The sequence below is a fragment of the Pedobacter sp. KH_004 genome (genome assembly GCF_057840755.1).
Window position 1 is genome coordinate 4,065,639 of sequence record NZ_CM174519.1, and the last position, 16,732, is coordinate 4,082,370.

General features: G+C 39.5%; 12 protein-coding genes. 10 read left to right on the forward strand and 2 right to left on the reverse strand.

Going from position 1 to position 16,732, the window contains the following annotated elements:
- The first annotated feature begins 108 nt into the window (after nt 1-108).
- The 10 genes from AC3ITD_RS17520 to AC3ITD_RS17565 all read left to right on the forward strand — a co-directional run bounded on the left by AC3ITD_RS17520 (nt 109) and on the right by AC3ITD_RS17565 (nt 14,684).
- Nucleotides 109-1,782, forward strand: coding sequence for a glycoside hydrolase family 28 protein (locus tag AC3ITD_RS17520; protein WP_265799649.1), 1,674 nt, complete (start codon nt 109-111; stop codon nt 1,780-1,782).
- Nucleotides 1,783-1,787: 5 nt separating this feature from the next.
- A complete protein-coding gene (locus AC3ITD_RS17525; RefSeq protein WP_489361653.1) occupies nt 1,788-3,719 on the forward strand; it encodes a glycoside hydrolase family 88 protein in 1,932 nt (643 codons plus the stop codon).
- Between the two features lie 106 nt (nt 3,720-3,825).
- Complete coding sequence (gene pelA, locus AC3ITD_RS17530; protein ID WP_265799647.1) at nt 3,826-4,842, forward strand: pectate lyase; 1,017 nt, start codon at nt 3,826-3,828, stop codon at nt 4,840-4,842.
- A 51-nt stretch (nt 4,843-4,893) separates the two neighbouring features.
- The gene (locus tag AC3ITD_RS17535; protein WP_489361655.1) at nt 4,894-6,390 is read left to right on the forward strand and encodes a tagaturonate reductase; all 1,497 of its coding nucleotides are present in this window, start codon (nt 4,894-4,896) and stop codon (nt 6,388-6,390) included.
- 16 nt (nt 6,391-6,406) lie between these two features.
- Nucleotides 6,407-8,053, forward strand: coding sequence for a UxaA family hydrolase (locus AC3ITD_RS17540; protein ID WP_265799645.1), 1,647 nt, complete (start codon nt 6,407-6,409; stop codon nt 8,051-8,053).
- 231 nt (nt 8,054-8,284) lie between these two features.
- Nucleotides 8,285-9,685: a glucuronate isomerase gene (gene uxaC / locus AC3ITD_RS17545; RefSeq protein ID WP_489361658.1), complete on the forward strand. Its 1,401-nt coding sequence runs from the start codon at nt 8,285-8,287 to the stop codon at nt 9,683-9,685.
- A gap of 84 nt (nt 9,686-9,769) precedes the next feature.
- Nucleotides 9,770-10,825 (forward strand): PfkB family carbohydrate kinase, encoded by a 1,056-nt coding sequence (locus AC3ITD_RS17550; RefSeq protein ID WP_489361660.1) that lies wholly within the window; start codon nt 9,770-9,772, stop codon nt 10,823-10,825.
- The gene (locus AC3ITD_RS17555) at nt 10,818-11,480 is read left to right on the forward strand and encodes a beta/alpha barrel domain-containing protein (protein WP_489361662.1); all 663 of its coding nucleotides are present in this window, start codon (nt 10,818-10,820) and stop codon (nt 11,478-11,480) included. The genes AC3ITD_RS17550 and AC3ITD_RS17555 overlap by 8 nt, the downstream gene beginning before the upstream one ends.
- A 21-nt stretch (nt 11,481-11,501) precedes the next feature.
- Complete coding sequence (locus AC3ITD_RS17560; RefSeq protein ID WP_489361664.1) at nt 11,502-12,941, forward strand: MFS transporter; 1,440 nt, start codon at nt 11,502-11,504, stop codon at nt 12,939-12,941.
- Nucleotides 12,942-13,058: 117 nt separating this feature from the next.
- Complete coding sequence (locus AC3ITD_RS17565) at nt 13,059-14,684, forward strand: NADP-dependent glyceraldehyde-3-phosphate dehydrogenase (protein WP_489361666.1); 1,626 nt, start codon at nt 13,059-13,061, stop codon at nt 14,682-14,684.
- A gap of 216 nt (nt 14,685-14,900) precedes the next feature.
- Here AC3ITD_RS17565 and AC3ITD_RS17570 read toward each other — a convergent pair whose 3' ends face one another.
- Nucleotides 14,901-15,644, reverse strand: a complete 744-nt coding sequence (locus AC3ITD_RS17570; protein ID WP_489361668.1) for a rhamnogalacturonan acetylesterase — start codon at nt 15,642-15,644, stop codon at nt 14,901-14,903.
- A complete protein-coding gene (locus tag AC3ITD_RS17575; RefSeq protein ID WP_489361670.1) occupies nt 15,644-16,666 on the reverse strand; it encodes a pectinesterase family protein in 1,023 nt (340 codons plus the stop codon). Before AC3ITD_RS17575 ends, AC3ITD_RS17570 begins: the two co-directional genes overlap by 1 nt.
- Nucleotides 16,667-16,732 lie beyond the last annotated feature (66 nt).

The window sequence follows — 16,732 nt, forward strand, 5'->3', positions numbered from 1 at the left end:
TCTTGCTTTATTCTCCGGCAACGTTTGCATAGATTTCTCTTCGCTTTTAGCGGCAAACAACGTACACTTGTTATTACGATAACCAAGTATAATTTAACAGCACAAATAATGAAACATATTTCTGGTAGTTTATACCGTTCTAAAATCGCCCTCGCATGTATTTGTTTGTTTTCAGTAAGCGCATCAATGGCGCAACAGAAACCCAGCATGCCCGTTATCCAACAGGTAAATATCAAAGCTGATACCACTAGTATTGTAAGTTTTGGTGCCAAAGGCGATGGTGTTTCGTTAAACACAGAAAGCATTAACAAAGCTATTGCAGCGGTTAGTCAGAAAGGCGGCGGTGTGGTTTTGATCCCTGGTGGTTTATGGTTGACCGGTCCTATTGAACTTAAAAGCAATGTAAATTTACACCTCAAACGCGATGCTTTGCTTCAGTTTACTGATGATTTTAATCAATATAAATTAGTAGAAGGCAACTGGGAAGGACAGCCAGCATGGCGTAACCAAAGCCCTATTTCAGGTTTCGATTTAGAAAACATAGCCATCACAGGCTCGGGGATTATTGATGGAAACGGCGGCGCATGGCGCATGGTTAAACGTGATAAACTTACCGAATCGCAGTGGAAAAAATTAGTGGCTTCCGGAGGCCTGGTTAGCGAAGACGGCAAAATGTGGTATCCTTCAGAAAAAACATTAAAAGGATCGAAAACCAAAAATGCAGGTGTAGTTGCCGCAGGACAAAACACTGCCGATTTGCAAAGCATAAAAGATTTTCTTCGCCCGAATTTGCTGGTACTAACCAATTGCAAAAAAATTCTTTTAGAAGGTGTTACTTTTCAAAACTCTCCGGCGTGGAACCTACATCCTTTGCTTTGCGAAGACTTAACATTAAGAAATTTGCAGGTTAAAAACCCGTGGTTTGCACAAAATGGCGATGGTGTTGATATTGAATCTTGTAAAAATGTATTAATAGAAGGCAGCACTTTTGATGTTGGTGATGATGGGATCTGCATTAAATCGGGTAGAGATGAAGCTGGGCGTAAACGTGGCAAACCGACTGAAAACGTAATCATTAGAAACAACGTGGTTTATCACGCACATGGCGGTTTCGTTGTGGGAAGCGAAATGAGCGGTGGTGCTAAAAATATATGGGTTTACGATTGCTCATTTATCGGTACTGACATCGGAATTCGCTTTAAAACTACCCGCGGTAGAGGTGGTGTAGTAGAAAATATTTATATCAATAACATCAACATGATTGATATCCCTGGCGAAGCGATTTTGTTCGACATGTATTATGCTGCCGTTGATCCAATTGTTTTGGCTGGCGAAAAACGCGAAGCCATAAAAACAGTTGTGGTGCCGGTAACGGAAGCTACTCCTCAGTTTAAAAATATTTATATTAAAGATGTAGTGGCCAATGGCGCTGAGAAAGCCATTTTTGTTCGAGGTTTACCTGAGATGAACATTAAAGATATTTACATGGAAAATGTAACCATCCAGGCGAAAAAAGGTGTGGAAATTATCGAGGGTACCGGCATTTATTTAAAAAATGTAAACGTTATTACAGAGGATACCAATCCGGTGGTGAAAATTCAGAACGGCAACAATATCAACTTTGATGGTTTTAAATACAAAGAGGGTTCGGCCCTGCTGTTCGATATTTCTGGTGAAAAAACCAAGAGTGTTAAAGTTTCTGGAACAAATGTTTCGCAAGCCAAAAAACAATCAAATATTGGAACTGAAGTAGCTAAAAAAGCATTGGAAATCTCAAAATAACAAACATGAAGAAATCACTTTTATATATCGCCATTGCATTTTTAGGGTTTTCAATTCTATCTCAAAGTGTATTTGCTCAAAAGAAACTTTCTGAGCAGCTAACCTTAACCGCAATGGAACAATTATGGCAGGATACTACCATTTTAAAAGGCAAAAAAGGGCCAAAATGGTCGTATGATATGGGTGTTGTTTTGGAAGGTGCTGCTGCCGTTTGGCGCAATACCGGCGATGGAAAGTATTTCAAATACATCCAAAGTTCGATGGATGCCTATTTGGATAAAGAAGGAAACATCACTACCTACAAAGCAGAGGATTCTAATATCGATAACATTAAAAATGGCCGTGCTTTATTACTGTTGTACAAAGTTACTGGGCAGCAAAAGTATTTGCTAGCGGTTAATAAGTTATACGACCAAGTTAAAAAACAGCCGAGAACGAAAGAAGGCGGTTTCTGGCATAAAAAGATTTATCCTAACCAAATGTGGCTGGATGGACTTTACATGGCTCAACCTTTTTACGCAGAATACGCAAAGCTGATGAAAAAAGATGCTGATTTCGACGATATCGCAAATCAGTTTATCTGGATGGAGAAAAATGCCCGGGATGCAAAAACAGGTTTGCTTTACCATGGTTACGATGAAAGCAGAGAAGAAAAGTGGGCAGATAAAAAAACAGGTCTGTCGCCAAACTTTTGGGGCAGGGCAATGGGTTGGTATATTATGGCACTGGTTGATGTGTTAGATAATTTCCCGAAAGATCACCCAAAATACAAAGAGTTATTAGCCATTTTAAACCGCACAGCAACGGCAACCGTAAAATATCAGGATGGAAAATCGGGCGTTTGGTGGGACATTTTAGATATGCCAACGCGAAAAGGTAATTACCTGGAAAGTTCAGCCTCAAGTATGTTTGTGTATGGTTTAGCCAAAGGAGTGCGAAACGGATGGTTGCCACAATCGTTTATGACTGCCGCAAACAAAGGTTACACAGGTTTAAAGAAAGAATTTGTTGAGAAAGCTGGCGAGGAACGCATTAATCTGACTAAAACTGTTTCTGTTTCTGGTTTAGGCGGAAAACCACGTTACCGCGACGGAAGTTTTGAATATTACATCAGTGAAAAGGTAATTACAAATGACCCGAAAGGGATGGGTGCTTTCATTTGTGCTGCTGCAGAGATGGAAGTTGCTGCCTTGCCGAAACCTGGAAAGGGTTTAACGGTTACGGTAGATAATTTCTTCAACAACGAATATATGATAGGCCCAACGGGCGACAAAATTCCGTTCCACTATTTATGGGAAGAGGATGATAACAATGGCTTCTCTTTATTTGGTAAAGTATTTAATGATGCAGGTGTAAAAACTGCAACATTGAAAACTGCCCCGACCACAACAAATTTAAAAAGTAGCAACATCTATATTATAGTTGATCCGGATACGCAAAAGGAAACTGCTAATCCAAACTTTATGAATACTGAGCATGCCAAACAAGTTGCAGAATGGGTAAAAGCGGGCGGCGTTTTAGTATTGTTGTTAAATGATGTGGGTAACTGTGAAATTACCAAATTCAACGCGTTGCCAGAGCTGTTCGGAATTAAGTTTAATGAGGATAGTCGCAATAAAGTTCAGGGACAGAATTTTGAGCAGGGCGCAGTTAAAATTCCTGCAGGAAATTCGATTTTTAAAACAGCGAAGAAAGTGTACATCAAAGAGATTTCGACGATTGCGGCTAAGAGTCCTGCAGTTTCCGCTTTAACGGACAATGGAGATGTACTCATCGCGACAGCAAAATATGGTAAAGGAACTGTTTTCGCAGTTGGCGATCCTTGGTTTTACAATGAATACATCGATGGAAGAAAATTGCCGGAGGATTTAGAGAACTATAAAGCTACTAACGATTTAGTAAACTGGCTGATCAAGCAAGTGCCTGGTAAGAAGTAAATAAACCACAGATAAACAGGATGAACGCAGATAAAATAGGACTAGTATACCCTGGTTTCAATTTGGGTTTATCTGTGTGAATGTGTGGTTGCATAACCAAACAAACATGATAAAAATCAAAACATTATTCACCATTTCTTGCAGCATTCTATTGGCTTCTTGTTATGCGCAAATGCCCACAGATTCTACTGCAGAAAAAATGCTGGTTTACCAACTTGGTAATGGAGGTTGGCCGAAGCAACTGGAAGATAAAAGTGTGGTTAATTATGGCGCTACTTTAACACCAGAGCTGTTGGCAAAAGTAAAAGCGACTACTGATAAACATGCTACTTTTGATAACAAAGCAACAAGTAGAGAAGTCGTTTATTTAATCGGCGCTTACAAAAAAACGGAGAATAAAGCCTACTTAATGGCCGCAGAGAAAGGCCTCGATTATATTTTGGCAGCACAATACCCAAATGGAGGCTGGCCACAATATTATCCCGACCAATCTTTATATCGATCGCAAATTACTTTTAACGATGATGCGATGATCAATGTTTTGAACATTCTGCGGGATATAACAGAGAAAAAAAATGATTTTGATTTAGTGGATCAAAGGTATGATGGCAGAGCCGAAAAGGCGATTGTAAAAGGCATCGATTGTATTTTAAAAACTCAGTTTAAACAAAATGGAGAGTTAAGCATTTGGGCGGCTCAATATGATAAGGATACCATGCTGCCTGCAAAAGCCAGAAACTTCGAACCGGCATCACTAGCTACAAGCGAATCAGTTGGTATTATACGCTTTTTGATGGGTGTTAAAAGTCCATCAGCAGAAGTTAAAAAATCCATTGCAGCTGCAGTAAAGTGGTTTGATACCTACAAAATATCGGGTTATCGTTTCGACAGAGAAAAAGGCAAAACTGCAGCATTGGTTCAGGATGATAGCAGCATGGCTTGGGCCCGGTTTTATGATCTGGATAAAAATGTTCCCATTTTCGGCGATCGCGATAACTCAATCAAGTTAAAGTTAGAAGAGTTGATTCCAGAGCGAAGAAATGGCTACGCCTGGTACGGTAACTGGGGCCAGAAATTAATTGAAAAGGAATACCCGAAGTGGTTAGCGACTAAGGGAAAATAATAATTAAAATCACACTTCGTGCCTTGGCGCTTGGTGATTAAACAATAAAATATGCTTTTAAACAAAGAAAATCTAAAAAACATCAGCGGAGAAAAGGTGATCAAGCCAACTGCTGAAATGTTAGAGTTACCAGAGAAGGTAATTCAATTTGGCACGGGCGTTCTGCTACGCGGTTTACCTGATTATTTTATCGATAAAGCCAATCATCAGGGCATTTTCAACGGAAGAATTGTTGTGGTTAAAACTACTTCAAAAGCTGGAGTTGACGATTTTGCTGATCAGGATAATTTGTATACGCTAAGTGTTAAAGGAATTGAGGATGGCGTTGAGGTTGAAGAAAACATGATAAATTCATCGATCAGTCGTGTTTTATCTGCAACATCAGAATGGGCAGAGATTTTAAAAACAGCACATCAGCCAGAATTGAAAGTGGTAATTTCGAATACCACAGAAGTTGGAATTGTGAAAAGCGAAGATAATATTACTGATACTCCACCACAATCTTTTCCGGGGAAGTTATTGGGCTTTTTGCATGAAAGATATAAAGCCTTCAACGGATCGGCAGAAAGTGGAATGGTAATCGTGCCAACTGAATTGATCAGCGATAACGCAGATAAGCTGAAAGAAATTGTGTTAGACTTAGCCGTTCAAAACAAGTTGGGTTGGGATTTTGAAAACTGGTTAAGAACTGCCAATCATTTTTGCAAAACATTAGTAGATAGAATTGTTCCCGGAAGACTGCCTGAAGCATCGCAAAAAGCATTGGAAGCGGAGTTGGGTTACACTGATGGCTTAATGATTATGGCGGAACCATTCAGACTTTGGGCCATCGAATCGGCGAGCGAAAAAGTGAAAGAGGTATTATCATTTGCTTCGGCTGACAAAGGCGTTTTCATCGTTCCTTCCATCGATAAATTTAAAGAACTTAAGCTTCGCTTGCTTAACGGTACACATACCATTAGTTGCGGATTAGCCATTTTAGCAGGTTTCCATACCGTTAAAGAAGCCATGGCAGATAAAGCATTCGCTAATCATGTTTTAAAATTGATGAAAGAGGAAATTGTTCCTGTGGTAGAAAGCGGCGACATCACCAAAGAAGAAGCATTAGCCTTTGCCGAAAGCGTTATCGATCGTTTCAGCAATCCATCTTTAGCACACCAATGGCATGCCATTACCTTAAATTACACGCAAAAATTGCAGATGCGTAATATGCCTCTAATCAGAAGATATTATGCGTTGAAAAATGAAGTGCCTCAATTAACTGCACTCGGCGTTGCTGCTTACATCATTTATATGAATGCTGCAAAAGATGGCGATACTTATACGTCGACAATAAACGGAAAATCATTCCCTATTCAAGACGAATTTGCAGAAGTATTACACAATTACTGGAAAAACCCAGAAACTGTAGTAGACAGTACGTTGGGCGATAGAAGGCTTTGGGATAAAAACTTAAACAACTATCCCGGTTTTAATGCTGCGGTAAAATCTTATGTAGATTTATTACAAAATAAAGGTGCAAAAGAAACTTTGAGTAACTTGCACTAAGAAAGAACAAATTGAAATGGTTACTAGAATTTTAAAAATCCATCCTAACGATAACGTACTTGTTGCCTTGCAAGATCTTGTAAAAGGCGAAACCATTATACACGATGGGCAAGAATATACTTTACAGGACGATATTAAAGCTAAGCATAAATTTTTTATGCAGGATATGAATGCCGGAGATCACATCATTATGTATGGGGTTTTGGTTGGGAAAGCACAACATTTTATCCTTAAAGGCGGCTTAATGGATACTGAAAATACTAAACATGCTTCAGATCCTTATGAGTTTAGACCCTACCACTATGAGTGGCATGCGCCAGATGTATCCAAATTTGAAGGTAGAACTTTCAATGGTTATATCCGCAATGATGGTCGCGTAGGAACAGCCAACTACTGGTTATTTATTCCTACTGTTTTTTGCGAAAACCGCAATCTTGATGTAATTCGCGAAGCCTTACATAATGAATTAGGTTATACCGTAACAGATAAGTATAAAACTTATGCTCATCACCTAGTAGAAGCTTATAAAAACGGAGAAATCCTAGAAGGAGCAGATTCGAGCGCAATCGGACAAGCGAATCCTGCGGCTAACCGCATTTTTAAAAATGTTGATGGGATAAAGTTTTTGAACCATCAGGGTGGTTGTGGCGGTACACGTCAGGATGCCGCTGTATTGAGCAAACTCCTAGCCGCTTATGCTGATCACCCAAATGTTGCAGGCGTTACTGTTTTAAGCTTAGGCTGCCAGAATTTGCAGGTAAAAGATTTTGTTGATGATTTGAAATTGCGATCACCAAATTTTGATAAGCCATTATTCATTTTCGAACAGCAGCAATCGCAAAGCGAAGAACAATTAGTTAAAGAAGCAATCAGAAAAACCTTTATCGGTTTAACTGAAATTAATAAAATTGAGCGTCAGCCGGCGCCATTAAGCAAACTGGTTTTGGGTGTGAAATGTGGTGGTAGCGATGGTTTTAGTGGCATTAGCGCTAACCCGGCAGTTGGCTATACTTCTGATTTATTGGTAGGCCTAGGCGGAACCGTTCTTCTAGCCGAGTTCCCAGAACTTTGTGGCGCCGAACAACAATTGATCGATCGGACAAAAGACGAAACTGCAGCACGTAAGTTTATCCAATTAATGACGGCTTACAATCAAGCAGCAGAAAACGTTGGCTCTGGATTTTTTATGAACCCCTCTCCAGGTAATATTAAAGATGGTTTGATTACCGATGCCATTAAAAGTACTGGTGCCGCTAAAAAAGGCGGAACATCGCCAGTGGAAGATGTATTGGATTATACCGAGCCTGCTACAAAACCTGGTTTAAATTTGGTTTGTACACCAGGAAATGACGTGGAAGCTACAACAGGAAAAGCGGCGTCAGGTGCAACATTGATTTTATTTACCACGGGCTTAGGCACACCAACAGGTAATCCGGTTTGCCCAACCATAAAAGTTTCTACCAATAATGCTTTAACTAAACGCATGGGCGATATTATCGATATCAACTGCGGCCCAGTGATTGAAGGAGAGAAAACCATTGAGCAAATGGGTGAAGACATTTTAGAATATTGCATTAAAGCCGCCAGTGGCGAAGTGATTCCGAAAGCTGTACTCTTAAATCAAGATGACTTTATTCCTTGGAAAAGAGGCGTTAGTCTTTAGTAGGGGGTTTGAGTCGGGAGTATTTAGTCCTAAGTCCAACTTTCACAAACCGTCGTTGCGAGGCACAAAGTAATCTGATTCATAAGATTGCTTCGTTAATTTAGATAACGAGGGATATAAAAACAAAATCCGTGGTCTGTGTCCTCACAGACCACATTAAAAAATACGATATAAAAGATAGGCGTTTTGAAAATCTCAAATCTCGTATCTAATGTCTCAAATCTCAAAAGAATGAAACCTTTTTTAGACGAAAATTTCCTTTTGCAAAATGAAACAGCTGAAAAGCTTTACCATGATTTCGCAAAATCATTACCCATTATCGATTATCACAATCACTTAATTCCGGAGCAAATTGCAAACGATAAGCAGTTTGAAAATATTACACAGGTTTGGTTGGCAGGCGATCACTACAAATGGAGAGCGATGCGAGCTAATGGAGTTGATGAAAAATACATCACCGGCGACGCATCTGACTTTGAAAAATTTGAGAAATGGGCTGAAACGGTACCTTACACTTTGCGTAATCCTTTATACCATTGGACTCATTTAGAGCTGCAAAGATATTTTGGAATCGCCGATATTTTATCTGGCAAAACCGCTCGTAAAATTTACGATGAATGTTCTGCAAAGTTGCAAACTCCAGAATATTCTGTTCGTGGCTTGTTGGCAAAAATGAATGTAGAAGCGGTTTGTACGACTGATGATCCGCTGGATAGCTTAAACTTTCATCAGCAACTGGCAGCCGAGGGTGTAGCCTTAAAAATGTTGCCGGCTTTCCGTCCGGATAAGGCGATGAACAGTGATGATGTTGCCGACTTAAACGATTATATTAACAAATTGGAAGGTGTTGTGAGTAAATCAATCTCCAGTTTTCAAGAATATATCGACGCCTTAAAAAGTCGCCACGATTATTTTGCCGAAAACGGTTGCTCGGTTTCCGATCACGGCTTAGAGCAGATTTATGCCGAAGATTATACGGATGAAGAAATCAGCTCAATTTTTGATAAAATCCGTAGCAATCAGGAGATTTCTTACGAGGAAAACTTAAAATTTAAATCAGCTATGCTGATCTATTTTGCAGAATGGGATCACGAAAAAGGATGGGTGCAGCAGTATCATCTAGGCGCTTTACGTAATAACAATGCCCGAATGTTACGTCAGTTAGGCCCAGATACAGGATGGGATTCAATTGGTGATTTTAGCCAGGCGAGAATGCTTTCAAAATTTTTAAACCGTTTAGATAACCAAGATAAACTGGCGAAAACCATCATTTACAACTTAAACCCTGCAGATAATGAACTTATCGCCACAATGATTGGAAACTTTAATGATGGTTCTGTTGCGGGCAAAGTTCAGTTCGGTTCCGCCTGGTGGTTTTTAGATCAGAAAGACGGCATGATTAAACAATTAAATGCACTATCAAACATGGGGCTTCTAAGCCGTTTGGTGGGGATGTTGACAGATTCACGTAGTTTCTTGTCTTTCCCACGCCACGAATATTTCCGCCGAATTGTTTGCAATCTGTTTGGCGAAGATGTGGAGAATGGAGAATTGCCAAATGATATTGAGTGGGTAGGCAAGATAGTGCAGGATATTTCTTATTTTAACGCAAAAAATTACTTTACCTTTTAATTAAAAATTTCGGTGGCGTTTTCATGAACCGGAATAATCTGGTTCGTGGCCACACGAACTAAAGCAAAACCGATAAAACATAGAATGAGTGACCAGATATCATCCTTGGTAAAAAAAGGAGAAAAAGTTTTAAGTTTCGGAGAAATCCTTTTGCGTATTTGCCCTGATATGGATGGGCAATGGTTAAAGGAAAGTAAGTTGCCTTTTTACGTTGGTGGCGCTGAACTAAATGCGGCCACTGCATTGGCGTTGTGGAATGTTCCATCTGCTTATTTATCGGCTATGCCAGATAATTCTGTTACCCGAGAGATTGAACAGTATTTAAAAGTTAGAAATATTGATACCTCGCCAATGGTTTTTGGCGGCGATAGATTGGGGTTATACTATCTCCCAAAAGGGAAAGATTTAAAAAATGCCGGAGTAATTTACGATAGGGCAAATTCTTCTTATGCAGAATTGAAAGTTGGTCAGATTGACTGGGATAAAGTTTTTCAGGGGATTACCTGGTTCCATTTCAGCGCTATATGTCCTGCTATCAACCAATCGATAGCTGATGTTTGCCTTGAAGCTTTAAAAGAAGCAAGTGAAAGAAATATTATTATTTCGCTGGATTTAAATTACAGAGCTAAACTCTGGAAATATGGTAAAGATCCGATAGATGTTCTACCTGAACTGGCAAAATATTGCACTTTAATCATGGGCAACGTTTGGGCGGCTAACAAGATGTTAGGTACTGCTCTTCACGAAGATTTAAAGCCAACAGAAGGTTATGCAAAGGAAACGTTACTGCAACAAGCAACGGATACCTCTAAAGAAATATTAAGTTTGTTTCCAGCTTGCAGAGCTGTAGCCAACACCTTCCGTTTCGATAATGGAAAAGGAATACAATATTACACCGCAATTTATACCGAAGACAAACTAACCGTATCTGAAGAATATGTTTCAGATGAAATTTTAGATAAAGTAGGCAGTGGCGATTGTTTTATGGCAGGATTAATTTATGGTTTTTATAACCAGTTACCTGTGGAAGAAACTTTAAATTTTGCAACCGCTGCAGCCTACGATAAATTATACATTCCAAGCGATGCCACGACGAGTACCGTAGCAGACATTGAAAAAATAATGATACGCCATGATTAGTAACAAACACAAAATTTTAGATGCCATTTTAGAACAAGGGATGCTTCCGCTTTTCTATCAGGATAGCGAAACTGGAAGTGTAGAAATTTTACGCACTTTGTATAATGCAGGTGTCCGCGTTTTTGAATATACCAATCGGGGTAAATCCGCTTTACCTAATTTTAAAAAGTTAAAAGAAGTACGTGATGCTGAAATGCCTGATCTTTATTTGGGTATTGGCACCATCAAAACAACTGCTGATGCAAATGCTTTTATCGATGCCGGAACAGACTTTATCGTGGCGCCAATCGTAAACCCTGAGGTAGCTGAAATAGCGAACAAAATCGGGATGCTTTGGATTCCTGGATGTATGACGCCGACGGAAATTAGTGTTGCACAACAGCATAAAGCAATGTTAATTAAGATTTTCCCTGCCAACATTTTAGGACCGGAGTTCGTATCATCAATAAAAGATTTATTCGCAGGGCAATTATTTATGCCTACAGGTGGCGTTGAAATCGATGCTGAGAATTTAAAAACCTGGTTCAAGGCTGGCGTTTGTGCAGTAGGCATGGGCAGCAAATTAATTAGTAAAGACGTAATGGCAAAAGGCCTTTATGAAGAACTGGCAGATAACACCAAACTCGCACTCGACTTAATTAAGCAAAGCAAGTAAAATTTAAATACCACTAACCAAATGAATCAACCAAAAATAGGCAAATACCGATGGACGATATGTTTACTCCTGTTTCTTGCCACCACCATAAATTACTTAGATAGACAGGTACTTTCGTTAACATGGACAGATTTTATTAAACCAGAGTTTCATTGGGATAATAATGATTATGGAAATATTACCGCATTGTTCTCTATATTTTATGCCATTTCAATGCTTTTTGCTGGTCGTTTGGTTGATAAGTTAGATACCAAAAAAGGCTTTCTCTGGGCAATTGGTGTATGGTCTGTTGGTGCGTGTTTACATGCTTACTGCGGTATCGCTACTGCCGGAATCATCGAAGGCAATTGGTTTGTAGGATTCGAAGGAGCAAAAGAAATTATTGGTAGAGTTAACGATACCGGAATGGTTGTTTCGGTAAGTGTTACTTTGTTCATCTTTGCAAGATTTGTTTTGGCAGTAGGTGAAGCCGGGAATTTCCCTGCGGCGATTAAAGCCACAGCAGAATATTTCCCTAAAAAAGACCGTGCTTTTGCAACCAGTATCTTTAATGCTGGAGCTACTGTGGGTGCTTTGGCTGCTCCGATTACCATTCCTTTTATTGCGAAGGCTTATGGCTGGGAAATGTCTTTCATCATCATCGGTGCTTTAGGTTTTGTATGGATGGGACTTTGGGTTTTCGTTTACAACAAACCAGAATTGCATAAAAGAGTAAGCGCTGAAGAGTTGGCATACATCCAACAAGATTTAATCGCAGATAGAAAATTGTCCGATTATGTAGAAGAAACCAAAGAAAAAGTATCGTTTATCGATTGCTTCAAATACAAACAAACCTGGGCTTTTGCCTTTGGTAAATTTATGACGGACGGTGTATGGTGGTTCTTTTTATTCTGGACACCAGCCTATCTTAAATCGGTTTACGGAATGGACTCTACCCAGAGTGCTTTACCTTTATTTGTGCTTTACATGATTACGCTGCTATCCATTATCGGCGGCTGGTTACCAACTTACTTCGTTGATAAAAAAGGCATGAACCCTTACGAAGGCAGAATGAGAGCGATGCTAATTTTCGCATTTTTTCCGCTTTTAGCTTTGGCAGCACAACCTTTGGGTCATATTACTTATTGGATTCCAGTAATCATCATCGGTATTGCCGGAGCAGCACACCAGGCTTGGTCAGCAAATATTTTTTCTACCGTGGGCGATATGTTTCCTAAAAAAGCCATTGCAACTATTACTGGCATCGGTGGTATGGCAGGCGGTATCGGCTCTTTCATTATCAATAAAGGATCGGGTTTACTGTTTGATTATACGGGTAAAAATGAAATCGTTTTTATGGGTTTCAAAGGCGAAGAAGCCGGTTATTTCATTATCTTCTCTATCTGTGCGGTTTGTTACTTAATTGGCTGGACAGTGATGAAAACATTGGTACCGAAGTATAAAGTTATCGAATTAGCATAATTATCAGGCTGAAGGTTTGCGAATTAACTACGCTAAACCTTCAGCCTTAAAAATAAAACTAATCTATACTTAAACTATAGATTAACACCATTATAAACCCTAACAACCAAGCCAACATTGAGCACCACGCTAAACCTCGAAAGTATTTTCGTTGAAGAGAACCAAATTCCAGATGAATTTAGGCTCAAAGAAGAAATCAATCAAAAAGAGTTTCTATCTAATGGAGAAATGAAACCGTGGAACGGACCTTTTAACGAGGTTTTTTCTCCAGTTTGCATCAAAACTCCCGAAGGATACAAAAGGAAGCGCATCGGAAGTTTTCCCGTATGTACCGAAAAAGAATCCACCGAGGCTTTAGATGCAGCCGTAGCGGCTTACGATAATGGTCGCGGGCAATGGCCAACCATGAGCGTAGCCGATCGGATTACCTGCGTAGAAAACTTTACGCACAAAATGCTGGAGCAAAAGGAGATTGTGGCTAAGCTGATTATGTGGGAAATTGGTAAATCTTACGCCGACTCAATCAAGGAATTCGATCGTACAGTTGAATATATTTACGCAACCATCGATGCCCTGAAAGATATTGACAGGCAATCTTCTCGTTTCGAAATCGAGCAGGGAATTGTTGCTCAGGTACGTCGTTCGCCGCTGGGCGTTGTGCTGTGTATGGGTCCGTTTAACTATCCCTTAAATGAAACTTTTACTACGTTAATTCCGGCCCTGATTATGGGCAATACACTTTTATTTAAACCACCTAAACACGGAACGTTATTGCATTATCCCTTGCTAGATGCTTTCCGTTCAAGCTTTCCAAAAGGAGTTGTAAATACCATTTATGGTCGCGGAAATACCATTGTACCAGGTTTAATGAAATCAGGAAAAATCAATGTATTAACTTTGATCGGTTCAAGCAAGGTGGCAAATGAGCTTAAGAAATTGCATCCAAAAGTAAACCGTTTAAGAGCTATTTTAGGCTTAGATGCCAAAAACGCAGCCATCATCACTAAAGATGCTGATCTGGATCTGGCGGTTTCTGAAACTGTTTTGGGCTCACTTTCGTTTAATGGCCAGCGCTGTACAGCATTGAAAATTGTTTACGTTCACCGAAGTTTGGCACAAGAATTTTTAAAACGCCTTTCTGCTGAAGTAGAAAAGCTAAAATTCGGTATGCCTTGGGTAAAGGGCGTAAATCTAACGCCGCTACCTGAATTAAATAAACCTGAATATTTAAAAGATTGCATTGATGATGCCATTGCGCATGGCGCTAAAGTGGTAAACAAGAATGGTGGTCAAATTTTCGAAACGTTTGTATATCCTGCCATTGTATATCCGGTAAACAGCAACATGAAACTGTATCGCGAAGAGCAGTTTGGACCGATTGTACCGGTTGTTCCTTTTGATGATTTGGAAGAACCCATCGAATATTTAATCGGCTCGCCCCACGGACAACAAGTAAGTATTTTTAGCAGCAATGCCAATGTCATTTCATCACTAATAGATCCTTTGGTTAATCAGGTAAGCCGGGTAAACATTAATTGCCAATGCCAACGCGGACCAGACGTCTTCCCTTTCACAGGCCGTAAAGATAGTGCCGAAGGAACACTTTCTGTCGTTGATGCTTTGCGTTCCTTTTCTATCCGCTCATTGGTGGCCACCAAATTTACCGATGACAACAAGAAACTATTAAATGAAATTGTGAATGGGAATGATTCTAATTTCTTAAGTACGAAGTATATTTTTTAGTAAATAGTTAAAAAGTTGGCCGCAGATTCACATATTGTTTTGTGAATCTGAGGCTTTTTTGCCGTTTGAGAGATAATCAGCTTGATGTGAAGAATCCTGAGGTGGAATTTATTAAGCATCTTTCATGCTAATAATACCCTGAAATAAATTTAGCATGACGACTAGGTTAGAGAAATTAGCAAAGCAATCTCAAAAGCCAATAGCTGTAGCAACCCTTTATTTCAATTTCTTCACCAAGCTCAGTTTGTTTTCTCTGATTCCCTGCACTGCCAGGCCGGCTATTTGTTTCGCGCCATCTGGACTTAGATGTGTATCATCCTTTTTCCCTTTGGGATAATTTACATGTCCGGAATCAACATGAAGAAACAATTTTATAGATGCCTGATTACCTAATTTATTCAATAATATTTCTGTTTTGGCCAGCATATCAATCAGCGGCACTTTTAATGAATCTGCAACCAATCTTGTAATTTTAGGATAATCGCCATGCGAATCTACCAGAACACCGTCCTTAAAGCTTCTCCTCGAAATTGGTGTAAGCAATACGGGAATGGCCTTTTTACTCCTGGTTTCATTAACATAATTAACAAGGTTGATTTTAAAATCTGCTAAGGAAACACCAACCGTTGGCTTATCGATTTTCTCATCATTGTGCCCGAATTCAATAAATACATAATCGTCCACTTTCAAATTATCCAAAACCGGTTGCCATCGCTTTTCAGCACGGAAAGATTTAGTACTTCTGCCATTTAAAGCCCTGTTATCTACTTTCACTTCGTCCTTAAAAAAACGCTGCAATTCCATCCCCCAACCCGTTTCAGGGAACTTATCTGCTGCCTTATTTGCCGCAGTAGAATCGCCAATAATATATAGGACTGTTTGTTTCTGTTGAGATTTGAAAGCAAACAATAGCACAAGGAGGGCCATGCCAAAGCCGGCGTAAAATTTTGGTTTATTCATTATAAATCCGTTAAAGGGTTCCAGTGATCAGATCCACTGAGAATATTTTTAAGGTTGCATGTTTTAGCTTCTTTATCTGATAATTGTTTGGTCCATGGGAGTCGGGTTGATGGTGAAGCGCCCAAACCTGCACTTTGATATTCGGCGTAAAGTGCGGTTTGTTCTTTATCAGGAAACATTTTGTCACCTTTCCAAGGACTCCATCCGAGAGGTGAAATATGCTTCCCTAATTCGCATTGGATGAAAACTGTTTTGGCGTATGGCCGCCATGGGCGTCCTAAATAGGCTGTGGAAACGTAAGGATCAGCAATGATTTTGCAATTCAAAAACACAAAACCGAAAGGTTGATTTTGTGAGGTTGAGGCGGCTGTAATGTAAGAATCGCTTAAATTTTTGATAATACAATTCTGAAAAACTACAGTCGATTTCCCGAAAATAAAATCGGTTGTTCCTTCAATAAAGCAATCCTGGTAAAACTGGCGACTACTTTCTGTTGCTGCATATAAAGTATCCTGATTGCCTGAAATATTACAGTTCTTTGCGGTGAAACGGTCGCTTTCAACATGCAATGCTACTGCCTGCCCAACACGACCGGCAGCGTTTATGATGGTCAATTTTTCCAACGAAACATCAGTCCCCTGAACTAAAATTGTGTAAGAAGTATAAGTAGACATCTTCTCCAAACCAAATGCATCTTTGCCTCCAGGAACCGGTTTTCCAGAATAATCGTTGTTGGTGATGATGGTATGTTCTTTACTTTCTCCTATCAGTTTCAGGTTTATCTTCCAAGAAGGAATAACGATTTTTTCCTGATAGGTACCATTTTTAATTTTGATGACTACTTGTTTTTCCCCTAAATCACGAATGGAATTTACCGCTTCCTGAATGGTTTTGTAGTTTCCAGTACCATCCTGAGCAACCGTAATTTCTGCCGGGTATCTAAGGTCCTGAGCATTTGCCTGAATGAAAGTTAGTACCAGAAAAAGAAAAATGAAATATTTAAACGATGTAAGCTGACTCATGCTATAAATTTAAACGCTAGAATTTAAAATCCATAAAAAAGGCAGATAAAATCTGCCCTTGAATAT

Excerpts from the sequence above, each read along its gene's own strand:
- AC3ITD_RS17520 (WP_265799649.1), top strand. The coding sequence starts at position 109 with ATGAAACATATTTCTGGTAGTTTATACCGTTCTAAAATCGCCCTCGCA.
- AC3ITD_RS17525 (WP_489361653.1), top strand. The coding sequence starts at position 1,788 with ATGAAGAAATCACTTTTATATATCGCCATTGCATTTTTAGGGTTTTCA.
- pelA (WP_265799647.1), top strand. The coding sequence starts at position 3,826 with ATGATAAAAATCAAAACATTATTCACCATTTCTTGCAGCATTCTATTG.
- AC3ITD_RS17535 (WP_489361655.1), top strand. The coding sequence starts at position 4,894 with ATGCTTTTAAACAAAGAAAATCTAAAAAACATCAGCGGAGAAAAGGTG.
- AC3ITD_RS17540 (WP_265799645.1), top strand. The coding sequence starts at position 6,407 with ATGGTTACTAGAATTTTAAAAATCCATCCTAACGATAACGTACTTGTT.
- uxaC (WP_489361658.1), top strand. The coding sequence starts at position 8,285 with ATGAAACCTTTTTTAGACGAAAATTTCCTTTTGCAAAATGAAACAGCT.
- AC3ITD_RS17550 (WP_489361660.1), top strand. The coding sequence starts at position 9,770 with ATGAGTGACCAGATATCATCCTTGGTAAAAAAAGGAGAAAAAGTTTTA.
- AC3ITD_RS17555 (WP_489361662.1), top strand. The coding sequence starts at position 10,818 with ATGATTAGTAACAAACACAAAATTTTAGATGCCATTTTAGAACAAGGG.
- AC3ITD_RS17560 (WP_489361664.1), top strand. The coding sequence starts at position 11,502 with ATGAATCAACCAAAAATAGGCAAATACCGATGGACGATATGTTTACTC.
- AC3ITD_RS17570 (WP_489361668.1), bottom strand. The coding sequence starts at position 15,644 with ATGAATAAACCAAAATTTTACGCCGGCTTTGGCATGGCCCTCCTTGTG.
- AC3ITD_RS17575 (WP_489361670.1), bottom strand. The coding sequence starts at position 16,666 with ATGAGTCAGCTTACATCGTTTAAATATTTCATTTTTCTTTTTCTGGTA.